The 11288-nt window shown below is 56.0% G+C and carries 10 protein-coding genes; 3 read left to right on the top strand and 7 right to left on the bottom strand.

What is annotated here, in order from left to right; translation table 11 throughout:
- Window positions 1-12 precede the first annotated feature (12 nt).
- From speFL to kdpF, 7 genes are all read right to left on the bottom strand, one after another.
- Window positions 13-117, bottom strand: coding sequence for a leader peptide SpeFL (gene speFL / locus BJ887_RS15725; RefSeq protein ID WP_106503839.1), 105 nt, complete (start codon window positions 115-117; stop codon window positions 13-15).
- Window positions 118-395: 278 nt separating this feature from the next.
- A complete protein-coding gene (kdpE, locus tag BJ887_RS15720; protein WP_014169154.1) occupies window positions 396-1073 on the bottom strand; it encodes a two-component system response regulator KdpE in 678 nt (225 codons plus the stop codon).
- Window positions 1070-3757 (bottom strand): two-component system sensor histidine kinase KdpD, encoded by a 2688-nt coding sequence (kdpD, locus tag BJ887_RS15715; protein ID WP_121340092.1) that lies wholly within the window; start codon window positions 3755-3757, stop codon window positions 1070-1072. Before kdpD ends, kdpE begins: the two co-directional genes overlap by 4 nt.
- Window positions 3758-4333, bottom strand: coding sequence for a potassium-transporting ATPase subunit KdpC (gene kdpC, locus BJ887_RS15710; protein WP_047743909.1), 576 nt, complete (start codon window positions 4331-4333; stop codon window positions 3758-3760). It lies immediately after the preceding gene.
- Between the two features lie 12 nt (window positions 4334-4345).
- Entirely contained in the window at window positions 4346-6394 is a 2049-nt protein-coding gene (kdpB, locus tag BJ887_RS15705; protein ID WP_121340091.1) for a potassium-transporting ATPase subunit KdpB, read from the bottom strand.
- Window positions 6395-6412: 18 nt separating this feature from the next.
- Window positions 6413-8092: a potassium-transporting ATPase subunit KdpA gene (gene kdpA / locus BJ887_RS15700; protein WP_020884973.1), complete on the bottom strand. Its 1680-nt coding sequence runs from the start codon at window positions 8090-8092 to the stop codon at window positions 6413-6415.
- Window positions 8092-8181 carry a K(+)-transporting ATPase subunit F gene (gene kdpF, locus BJ887_RS15695; RefSeq protein WP_015386886.1) on the bottom strand — a complete coding sequence of 30 codons (90 nt, stop codon included), beginning with the start codon at window positions 8179-8181 and terminating at the stop codon, window positions 8092-8094. The genes kdpA and kdpF overlap by 1 nt, the downstream gene beginning before the upstream one ends.
- Before the next feature lie 307 nt (window positions 8182-8488).
- Here kdpF and BJ887_RS15690 point away from each other — a divergent pair, with 307 nt between their 5' ends.
- The 3 genes from BJ887_RS15690 to BJ887_RS15680 all read left to right on the top strand — a co-directional run bounded on the left by BJ887_RS15690 (window position 8489) and on the right by BJ887_RS15680 (window position 11275).
- Window positions 8489-8695, top strand: coding sequence for a YbfA family protein (locus tag BJ887_RS15690; protein WP_014883027.1), 207 nt, complete (start codon window positions 8489-8491; stop codon window positions 8693-8695).
- Between the two features lie 413 nt (window positions 8696-9108).
- On the top strand, window positions 9109-10521 hold the full coding sequence (gene phrB, locus BJ887_RS15685) for a deoxyribodipyrimidine photo-lyase (RefSeq protein ID WP_121340090.1): 1413 nt from the start codon (window positions 9109-9111) through the stop codon (window positions 10519-10521).
- Window positions 10522-10531: 10 nt separating this feature from the next.
- Window positions 10532-11275 (top strand): type 2 GTP cyclohydrolase I, encoded by a 744-nt coding sequence (locus BJ887_RS15680; protein WP_073395765.1) that lies wholly within the window; start codon window positions 10532-10534, stop codon window positions 11273-11275.
- The last annotated feature ends 13 nt before the right edge of the window (window positions 11276-11288 follow it).

Raw genomic sequence — 11288 nt, 5'->3', positions numbered from 1 at the left:
GAAGTCGAAGGACTACCGGGCATTAAAGATATGAAAGTCAAAACAGTTTCGGTGGGCAAACATCATGATATGAGTTGTCCGCCTTATATGGGGCATTAAACGATTATTGTTTTCCATGTTTCATTTCCTTTCAGTAATTGAAAGCATGGACATTTTATCCTGGAAAAAGCGATTAACTGTGAAACAGATCACCGTTAACCGATCAAATCAGAAATAAATATTCGCTTTTGATGAATATCGCAGATCAAAATGCTGATATGTTGATGTTGCGTTAACGGATTGTATTATGAATGTGCTGAATGGACATAAACATACCAAAAAATAACCCGGAGATTATTTTTTCGCGTATTTTATGGGAGGGCGGATTTTTATGTAAAAATAAACTGAATAGTTATTCAAAGCATGAACCGATAACCGATACCGGTTTCAGTTAATAAATGACGAGGACGCGCGGGGTCAACTTCCAGTTTTTGTCGAAGGTGTCCCATATATATGCGTAAATAGTGACTATGTTCCACGGCGTTTGGCCCCCACACCTGACTCAACAGCTGGCGCTGGGTGAGTACCTTACCGTGATTATTGAGCAAAACGGCGAGTAGCCGAAACTCGATGGGGGTGAGATGGATTTCCTCTTCACCGCGAACAATGCGCCGTGCTGCCAGATCAACCCGAATATCACCAAACGTGTATGTTGGGTCGGCAGGGGTGGTGGCGCTGTGACGACGCAGCGCGACACGAAGGCGAGCCTGCAGTTCGCCAATACCAAAAGGCTTAATCAGATAGTCATCCGCTCCGGCATCCAGCGCCGCGATTTTATCCGACTCTTCGGTACGGGCTGACAGCACCAGAATGGGCATCTGACTCCACTGTCGAACCTCACGAATAAAATCGATGCCGTCGCCATCCGGCAGGCCGAGATCGAGGATCACCAGATCAGGTTTGCGCGTGGCCGCTTCAATCAAACCCCGCTGGAGCGTGCCGGCGTCATGAACGCGCAGGCCATCGCCTTCCAGCGCAGCACGCAGAAACCGGCTAATGGCGATCTCATCTTCAACAATCAGAACGTTGATCACAAATCCTCTGGTAATTCATTAAGTTCTGGCGGGGCTTCCAGAGGAAGTTTAACACAAAAACGTGCGCCGCCTTCCGGGCGATTCTCCGCCGAAATGGTACCGCCATGAACGTCAATAATCGCCTGGCAAATCGCCAGACCCAGACCCACGCCGGGAATGGCCGACTCTTTATTACCGCGGGCAAATTTCTCGAAAATAGCGAACTCCTGTCCGGCAGGGATACCCGGCCCGGTATCCCAGACGTCAAGCCGTAGCGTGTGATCTTCCACCGTGGCATCCACCCCAATCCGGGCGTTTACTCCTGCGTATTTGCCGGCATTTTCCAGCAGATTGATCAGCACGCGTTCAAACAGCGGGCCATCAACGTGAATTAACGTCAGCGGTTCGGGCATGTTCAGCGCAATATGGCGCCCACCGAGGCCCGGCTCCAGCATTTTCAAAGCGCTACCCACCACCTCTTCGAGCGTGAGCCACTCTTTTTTGAGGTTAAATCCGCCCGACTGAATACGCGCCATATCAAGCAGATTATTTACCAGGCGTGTGGTGTTCAGCACATGCTGGCGGATCTCGCTGGCCTGCAACGCATGTTTCGAGCCTTCCGCTGCCAAATCCAGCGTCAAAATTTCTGACTGGCCAAACAGCACGGTGAGTGGGGTGCGAAGGTCGTGGGAGAGGGCGGCCAGCAATGAGTTACGAATGCTCTCGCGCTCGCTTGCCAGACGGGCCTGTTCTTCGCTGGCGGTAAGCGCCAGCCGTTCCAGCGCGCTTGCCACCAGCAGGGTAAATGTCTCCAGCAATCGCTGCTGTTCGGGGATCATCAGCTGGCGCAGATTCGACGGTTCAACGATCACCAGCCCCTGATTTTTATCGGCACTGCGCAGCGGCAGAATTTGATACGGTACGCCGGGCAGGGTGTCCGTCCCTGCACCCGCAGGGAGTCCTTTATCAAAGCTCCAGCGCGCAATGGCTTCATCCCAGGGCGTCATACCTGAGGCCGAGGTCAGCGGGCGCAGTTTCCCGTGTTCGTCCGGAAGTAAAATCAGGTTGCTGGCGTGAAAGGTCGAGCGGATAAACTGCTCGCTGGTCTGCACAATATCCAGCGGTGTACGGCCAACCGCCAGCGATTTAGACATCTCATAGAGATGCCGTGTGCGCTGTTCGCGGTAGCGGGCGATACGGGCCTGATAGCGTACGCCCGCCGTCAGATTACCGATCACCAGCCCAACGGTGAGCATCACGGCAAAGGTGAGAATGTACTGCACATCCGAAACGGCGAGCGTTCCGCGGGGCGCGATAAAGAACAGATCGAAGCTGATGACGTTGATGAACGTCGCCAGTACTGAGGGCCAGCGCCCGTAAAAGAGCGCCACCACGACCACGCCGAGCAGGTAGATCATCACCAGATTGGCCGCATCGAAGGCAATCAGCCAGTGGCTGGCAATCACGGTGATCAGCGCGCAGAGCACGACGGCGACAAGACAGCCGCGGATCTGAATTCGCCATTTATCATTAAAAGTGCGGCTGTCCGGTGCGCGGTTGGGCAAAGGGGTGGGTTTGTCATCCAGTGCGACAATCACCAGATCGAGGTCGGGGGCACGCCGGGCCAGTTTGTCAGCAAAGGATTCGCGGCTAAACCAGCGACGATGCTGACGACGGCCAATGACAATTTTCCCGAGGTTGTGCTCACGCGCGTAGCGCAGAATGGCTTTATCTTCCTGGGGATCGGAGAGGGTGGCGGTTTCTGCGCCCAGCTCCTGTGCCAGACGCAGCGAACTTAAGATCGCGCGGCGCTGGTTTTCAGGCAGCGCGTGAAGCTGCGGCGTCTCGACATAGACCGCATGCCAGACGCTGCCAAACTTGGCCGCCAGGCGCGCTGCGGTGCGGACGAGCTTTTCATTGCCGCTGCCGTGACCCACACACAGCAGAATGGCATCCCGCGTATGCCAGACGCGCTCCTGCCCTTGCAGGTCACGCCAGGCGCGCATCTGATCGTCCACGCGATCCGCCGTGCGACGCAGGGCCAGCTCGCGCAGGGCTATCAGGTTGCCTTTGCGAAAGAAATGTTCGATGGCGCGTTCGGCCTGACCTGCAATATAGACTTTTCCTTCATGCAGTCGCTGGCGCAGATCGTCTGGAGGCAGATCGACCAGCACCACTTCGTCCGCAGAGTCGAAAAAGGGATCGGGTACGGTTTCGCGAACCTGAATCCCGGTCACGCCGCTGACCACGTCGTTCAGGCTTTCGAGATGCTGAACATTTACCGTGGTGAAAACATCAATGCCTGCTTCAAGCAGCTCTTCAACGTCCTGCCAGCGTTTGGGGTGGCGCGAGCCTGAAGCATTACTGTGTGCCAGTTCGTCCATCAGGATAAGCGCGGGCCTGCGGGCGAGGGCGGCGTCGAGATCGAACTCCGTGACCAGACGCCCACGATGGCTGATACGGCGAGGCGGCTGTGTCGCCAGCCCCTTCAACAGTGCTGCCGTCTCTTTCCGGCCGTGGGTTTCCACCACGCCGATAAGAATATCGAGCCCCTGCGCCCGAAGCCGCTGGGCTTCTGTCAGCATGGCGAAGGTTTTCCCGACGCCAGCACAGGCGCCGAAGAAGATTTTCAGTTTGCCGCGATGGGCTTCAGCCGTCTGTTCAAGCAGCCTGTCCGGATCCGGGCGCATGGGCTCGTCGGTCATTTAGTTTTTCCTTAGCGCGTCCAGCGCCAGATTCAGCTCAACAATATTCACCACGGGCATGCCGATGAAGCTCACCAGCGGTTTTTGCGTATGCTCTGCGACCAGCTTGCTCACCTGTTCCACCGTCAGCTGACGGGCCGCCGCGACGCGGGGGATCTGCCATGCCACAGCCTTCGGCGTCAGGCTGTAGTCCAGCCCGCTCGCAGAGGTCGTCACCAGCTCCACAGGCACCTCCCGGCTGGCCTGTGGATTTGCGGCGCGCAGGGCGGCTACACGTTCGGCAATGGCTTTATCCAGCTCCGGGTTGCTGCCGGCCAGGTTACTGCCACCGGATGCCATCGGATTATACGGGCTTTCGGCAGTGGCGGAAGGGCGTCCCTGGAAGTAACGGGCGTCGGTAAAATTCTGTCCAATCAAACGCGAACCGCGGTTTTCACCGTTTTGCATGATCAGCGAGCCGTTGGCCTGATCCTTAAACCACCACTGGCCCAGCGCGGTGGTCACCAGCGGGTAAAGCCCGCCGGTAATAAGCGACAGCAGAATAAACAGAAGTATAGCGGGACGTAACATCGTCATTTGATTCACCTTTTAAACCAGCCCAAACAGCGTCAACAGCAGGTCGATAACCTTGATACCGATGAAGGGGACAATCAGCCCACCCAGCCCGTAAATCCACAGGTTGCGGCGCAGCATGGCGGCCGCGGTCAGCGGTTTATAGCTCACCCCTTTGAGCGCCAGCGGGATCAGGAAGACAATAATCAGGGCGTTAAAAATAACCGCACTGAGAATGGCTGATGCCGGCGAGTGCAGATGCATCACGTTCAGCGCATTAAGCTGCGGATAGGTGGCCGCAAACGCCGCGGGAATGATGGCAAAGTATTTTGCGACGTCGTTGGCGATACTGAACGTTGTCAGTGAACCGCGCGTCATCAGCATCTGCTTACCGATGTGCACAATTTCAATCAGCTTGGTCGGGTTCGAGTCGAGGTCGACCATGTTGCCCGCCTCTTTCGCCGCCTGGGTACCGGAGTTCATGGCCACCGCCACGTCGGCCTGCGCAAGGGCTGGGGCATCGTTGGTGCCATCACCCGTCATCGCCACCAGGCGGCCTTCCGCCTGATACTGACGAATTAACGCCAGCTTGGCTTCAGGCGTTGCCTCCGAGAGAAAATCATCCACGCCCGCTTCGGCAGCAATCGCGGCGGCGGTCAGACGGTTGTCCCCGGTGATCATCACCGTTTTGATCCCCATTTTCCGCAGCTGGGCAAAGCGCTCTTTGATCCCGCCTTTTACGATATCCTTTAGCGAAATCACCCCCAGCACATGTGCCCCTTCAGCCACCACCAGCGGCGTCGCGCCCTGACGTGCCACGCTCTCGACCAGGTTGTCCACTTCTGGTGGGAAATGACCATTGTTGGCTTCAATGTGGCGACGAATTGCGTCGACGGAGCCTTTACGGATCATGCGGTCCTGAATGTTGATGCCGCTCATTCGGGTTTGTGCCGTGAAGGGAACGAAAGTCGCATGGAGACTCTGAACGTCGCGCTGGCGCAGGTTAAAGCGCTGCTTGGCGAGGATCACGATACTGCGGCCTTCCGGCGTTTCATCGGCGAGGGAAGAGAGTTGCGCCGCATCCGCCAGCGTTTTTTCATCCACGCCGGGGGCAGGTAAGAACTCTGACGCCTGGCGGTTACCGAGGGTAATTGTCCCGGTTTTATCCAGCAGCAGAACGTCCACATCCCCTGCGGCTTCGACCGCACGTCCGCTGGTCGCGATGACGTTCGCGCCCAGCATACGGCTCATACCGGCCACGCCGATGGCCGACAGCAGCCCCCCGATGGTGGTCGGGATCAGGCAGACCAGCAGCGCCACCAGGACGGTGGTGGTGACCGCGGTACCGCCGTAAGCGGAGAATGGCCACAACGTGGCGGTTGCCAGCAGAAAGACAATTGTCAGCGCCACCAGCAGGATGGTCAGGGCAATTTCGTTTGGTGTTTTACGACGCTGCGCGCCTTCCACCATGGCAATCATACGGTCAAGGAAGGTTTCACCCGGGTTGACGCTACACTGGATCACCAGCCAGTCGGAGAGAATGCGTGTCCCGCCCGTTACGGAGGCGAAATCACCCCCGGATTCACGTATGACGGGAGCGGATTCCCCGGTGATGGCACTTTCATCTACCGACGCGCCGCCTTCGATGACTTCACCGTCGCAGGGGATAATGTCCCCGGCTTCGACCAGCACCACGTCACCTTTACGCAGTTCATCTGCCGGGACATGGTCCATCTGGGCACCGTATTTCGGTTCGCGTAATTTGCGCGCAAAAGCGGTCTTTTTCACCCCTTTGAGGCTATTGGCCTGCGCTTTGCTGCGGCCTTCCGCCAGCGCTTCCGCAAAGTTGGCAAACAGTACGGTGAACCACAGCCACAGGCTGATAGCGCCGGTGAACATCGCATTCCCCTGCAGATGACCCGTTCCCATGGCAATCGCCAGCGCGGTGGTGAGTAAACTCCCTATCCAGACGATAAACATCACCGGGTTGTGCCACTGCACGCGCGGGCTCAACTTTTTCACCGCATCCATGAGGGCCTGTCGAACTAACGACGGTTCGAACAGGGCCATTTGTTTACGACTCATGACAAATTCTCCGCAAAATCAGCGTAAAGAGAGGTATTCCGCGACCGGGCCTAACGCGAGGGCGGGGATAAAGGTCAGGGCGCCGACCAGCAGCACGGTACCGGCCAGCAGTCCGATAAACAGCGCGCCGTGGGTCGGCAACGTCCCGCTGGTGGTCGGTTGAATTTTTTTGCTCACCAGCGACCCGGCAATCGCCAGCACCGGCACAATGACCCCGAAACGGCCCACGAACATGCAGAACGCCAGCAGACAGTTCCAGAACGGTGAGTTAGCGCTTAAGCCTGCGAAGGCACTACCGTTATTGTTAGAAGCAGAAGAGACGGCATAAAGCACTTCGCTAAAGCCGTGGATGCCAGGGTTGAAGATGCCGCTGCGTCCGGCCTCCGTCATCAGTGCCAGTGCGGTACCAGCCAGCACGAGGGCGGGGGTGACCAGAATCGCCAGCGCGGTTAACTTCATCTCACGGACATCGATTTTTTTGCCCAGATATTCCGGGGTGCGACCAATCATCAGACCCGCAATGAACACCGCCAGCAGAACAAACAGCAGCATGCCGTAAAGACCCGAGCCTACGCCGCCGAACACCACTTCACCAATCTGCATCAGCCACATCGGGATCATGCCGCCCAGTGCCGTGAAGGAGTCGTGCATAGCATTGACCGCCCCGCAGGATGCCGCCGTCGTGACCACGGCATAAAGGCTGCTGGCGAGAATGCCAAAGCGGCTCTCTTTCCCTTCCATATTCATGGTGCCGTCAGCGCCCAGCGTCAGGAAATGCGGGTTACCTTGCCATTCGGCCCACATCACCAGCGCAACACAGACGACAAAGATGAGCGACATGGTCCAGAGCAGGGTGCGACCCTGACGACGATCGTTCACCACATCGCCAAAAGCAAAGCACAGCGCTGCGGGGATGAGGAAGATCGCCAGCATTTGCACAGCGTTGGTCAGTGCCGTTGGGTTTTCAAACGGATGCGATGAGTTGGCATTGAAGAAACCGCCACCATTCGTACCGAGCATCTTAATGGCTTCCTGTGAGGCCACAGGCCCCATCGGCAGAAGCTGTTTTGCCCCTTCAAGCGAGGTATAAGGGGCATAAGGCAGCAGGTTTTGCAGCGTACCTTGCTGAATAAAGAACAGCGCGATGAGCAGAGCAATCGGAAGTAAGACCCACAGAGTAATGCGCGTGAGATCAACCCAGGCATTGCCCAGCGTACCCATATTCTGACGTGCAAACGCACGCGTCAGCGCGAAGACAACCGCGATGCCGCTGGCTGCTGAGAGGAAATTTTGTACGGTTAATCCCACCATCTGGCTGAAGTAGCTCAGCGTGGTTTCGCCGGCGTAGGATTGCCAGTTGGTATTGGTGACAAAGCTGACGGCCGTATTCAGCGCAAGATGCCAGGACAGGCCCGGTAACTGTTGCGGGTTCAGCGGCAGGCTACCCTGCAACATCAGCATGACAAAGAGCGCGACCAGTCCAACGATATTCAGCAGCAGAATAGCGACCAGATACTGACGCCAGTTCATCTCCTGATCGCGTATTCCCAGTACGCGCCAGATCCCCTTTTCGATACTTCCCGTACCCGGTAAGGACACGTTGTTGATCAGCCGCGCGAGCCCCGTTCCCAGCGGTCTGGCAAGCACCAATAAGACCAGTAAAAAGCTGGCTATAAGTAAAAACGCCTGAGCAGCCATCAGAAGGCCTCCGCATTAATCAGGGCGTATACCAGATAACCCAATAACAGGAACACCAGCACGATGCCGGTAATCAGACCTGCACTCACAATCCACCTCCGAGTGACATTTGTATTTGTGTTAACGGTAGGATTTATGGCGCAAAGATTTCGCAAAAATCGGCAGGGTGGGTGTAAAAAAAGTATAAAAATGGAAAAGGCACAATTTAACTATTGGTAAGTAAATCGTTAACTTTTTTGTAACTTACTTACGGCGGAAATGTAAATATTCACTAAATGGATGAAAATAACTGGTCTGATGAGTAGTAAAATTACAAACAAAGCGGTATTATTTTAGCCAGATCACAGATTTCAAATTTTCCGGAGCATGTTTCCGGCCAACTATAGGGGAGAAAATATGGATCTTTATAAAGCGTATCCGGCTCATATCGTTTTCATGCGTCGCACTTTCGCCGTAGTGGCTGGCGTGCTGGCCCTGCCGGTGATGCTCTTCTGGAAAGACCGCGCACGTTTTTATAGCTATTTGCACCGCGTCTGGGCCAAAACCAGCGAGAAGCCGGTGTGGATGGATCAGGCCGAGAAAGCGACCTGCGATTTTTACTGATACGAAGACGACACACAGCAATAAAAAAAACCGCCTACAGCAATGTGGCGGTTTTTTTTATTCCTCAGGGTCCGCGGTCCGTTGGGCCGTTTTTGGGCTCTCGTCAGAGCGTGTGTCCACCGACTTATCACCGGTGGTGAACGGTGGAGCGGTTAGCAGCAGGGACCGCATGATGAAACGCTCTTTTTGCATTGCGTTCATTATCGCCAGCGTACTCGTGGTAAGACGTGATGAACCGACACTGTTTATTGCTTTTACCATGCTGGCGCAGGACACGTAGCGTTAAGGCCGCCCCGGGCGGCCTTTTTTATTTCATCGCGTCTACACTTCATGGCAAAGTAGATAAAAGCCAGCCGCATTTTCTCTTTAGTGGCATGGCCTTACGGACATAATGGATAATTGACAGGAGTTTTATGCCCACCCATCTGGTTTGGTTTCGCGCGGACCTGCGCGTACATGACAATCTCGCCCTTGCGGCTGCCTGCCGCTCCCCGGAAGCCCGCGTGCTGGCGGTGTTTATCGCCACCCCCGGGCAGTGGCAGCAGCATGCTATGGCACCACGCCAGGCGGCTTACCTCAGCTCACATCTGAATGGTTTGCAGTGTTCGCTTGCAGAAAAAGGGATCCCGCTCATTTATAAAGAGGTCAGTGACTTCTCCGCGCAATGCCAGGCTGTGAAGGCAATCTGTGAGCAGTACGATGTCACCCACCTCTTTTACAACTATCAGTACGAATTCAATGAACGTCAGCGGGATCGTCAGCTGGATAAAATCCTGCAGGGTGTAGAGTGTCAGGGTTTTGATGACAGCGTCATGCTGCCGCCGGGCAGTGTCATGACCGGCAACCACGAGATGTATAAAGTCTTTACGCCGTTTAAAAATGCCTTCATTAAAAGACTGAAGGAGGCACTGCCGGAATGCGTGGCTGCACCCACCGTGAGGGGAGAGGCCATAACGGAGATACCCCAGCGGGAGTTTGACTATCCGCAACAGGCGTTTGATGAGACTCTGTTCCCGGCTACCGAAAAAAACGCTATCGCGAAGCTGCGCCAGTTTTGTAAAGCGGGGGCTGGCGATTACGACGCGCGCAGAGATTTTCCCGCGACTGAGGGCACCAGCCGTTTATCGGCCTGTCTGGCGCTGGGCGTGCTCTCTCCGCGCCAGTGTCTGCATCGTCTTCTGGCGGAACAACCGCAGGCACTGGACGGGGGCCCCGGCTCCGTCTGGCTTAACGAACTTATCTGGCGCGAATTTTATCGCCATTTGATGACGTATCACCCTGATTTATGTAAGCATCGACCGTTTATACCCTGGACTGATAACGTAAAATGGCAACACAACGAGAGCCACTTACAGGCCTGGCAGAAAGGCGAAACGGGCTTCCCGATTGTTGATGCCGCGATGCGCCAGCTCAATGAAACCGGATGGATGCACAACCGGCTGCGAATGATTACCGCCAGCTTCCTGGTGAAGGATCTGCTTATCGACTGGCGTGTCGGGGAGCGGTATTTTATTTCTCAGCTGATCGATGGCGATCTGGCGGCGAATAACGGCGGCTGGCAGTGGGCGGCGTCCACCGGAACCGACGCCGCGCCCTATTTCCGTATTTTTAATCCTGCCACGCAGGGACAAAAATTTGATGCAGACGGCGAGTTTATCCGCCGCTGGTTGCCCGCGCTGAGCAGTGTCCCTGCAAAAGCGATCCACGACCCGTGGGCATGGGCGGATAAACAGGGTGTGAAGCTCGATTATCCCCGTCCGATTGTTGACCATAAACAGGCGCGTGTCGCCACGCTGGCGGCGTACGAGGCCGCCCGCAAAGCTTAAGAGAGTGATGATGAAAAACAGCGAACTGGAAAGCCTGATTAACGAAAAACTGAACAGCGCCTCCTTCAGCGATTACGGCCCGAACGGCCTCCAGGTTGAAGGACGCGAAACGGTGCAGAAAATTATCACTGGCGTGACGGCAAGCCAGGCGCTGCTGGACGAAGCCGTCCGTCAGGAAGCGGATGCCGTTATTGTCCATCACGGTTATTTCTGGAAAAACGAAGCACCGATCATTCGCGGTATGAAGCGAAACCGCCTGAAAACGCTGCTGGCAAATGATATCAACCTGTACGGTTACCATCTGCCGCTGGATGCGCACCCGGAGCTGGGCAATAACGTACAGCTCGCGCAGCTGTTGGGGATTACCGTCATGGGTGAAATTGAGCCGCTGGTGCCCTGGGGAGAGCTGGCCATGCCGGTGCCCGGCCTGGAGCTGGCTTCCTGGATTGAAGTGCGTCTGGGACGCCGTCCGCTCTGGTGCGGTGACACCGGTCCGGATACGGTGAAGCGGGTTGCCTGGTGTACTGGTGGTGGTCAGGGCTTTATTGATAGTGCGGCACGCTTTGGTGTCGACGCCTTCATCACTGGAGAAGTGTCCGAGCAGACCGTCCATTCGGCGCGTGAACAAGGTCTGCATTTTTACGCGGCAGGTCACCATGCCACCGAGCGTGGCGGAATTCGCGCCCTCAGTGAATGGCTGACCGAAAATACCGATCTGGATGTCACGTTTATTGATATCCCTAACCCGGCCTGATGAGAGGTATCTG

Origin of the sequence: Enterobacter sp. WPR_3_1, assembly GCF_003635055.1 — a bacterium.
Taxonomy (GTDB): domain Bacteria; phylum Pseudomonadota; class Gammaproteobacteria; order Enterobacterales; family Enterobacteriaceae; genus Enterobacter; species Enterobacter ludwigii.
This window is presented reverse-complemented; position numbering and strand designations above follow the sequence as displayed.

Coding starts and splice junctions, on each gene's coding strand:
- phrB (WP_121340090.1), top strand. CDS start 9,109: ATGCCCACCCATCTGGTTTGGTTTCGCGCGGACCTGCGCGTACATGAC.
- kdpA (WP_020884973.1), bottom strand. CDS start 8,092: ATGGCTGCTCAGGCGTTTTTACTTATAGCCAGCTTTTTACTGGTCTTA.
- BJ887_RS15680 (WP_073395765.1), top strand. CDS start 10,532: ATGAAAAACAGCGAACTGGAAAGCCTGATTAACGAAAAACTGAACAGC.
- kdpD (WP_121340092.1), bottom strand. CDS start 3,757: ATGACCGACGAGCCCATGCGCCCGGATCCGGACAGGCTGCTTGAACAG.
- BJ887_RS15690 (WP_014883027.1), top strand. CDS start 8,489: ATGGATCTTTATAAAGCGTATCCGGCTCATATCGTTTTCATGCGTCGC.
- speFL (WP_106503839.1), bottom strand. CDS start 117: ATGGAAAACAATAATCGTTTAATGCCCCATATAAGGCGGACAACTCAT.
- kdpB (WP_121340091.1), bottom strand. CDS start 6,394: ATGAGTCGTAAACAAATGGCCCTGTTCGAACCGTCGTTAGTTCGACAG.
- kdpC (WP_047743909.1), bottom strand. CDS start 4,333: ATGACGATGTTACGTCCCGCTATACTTCTGTTTATTCTGCTGTCGCTT.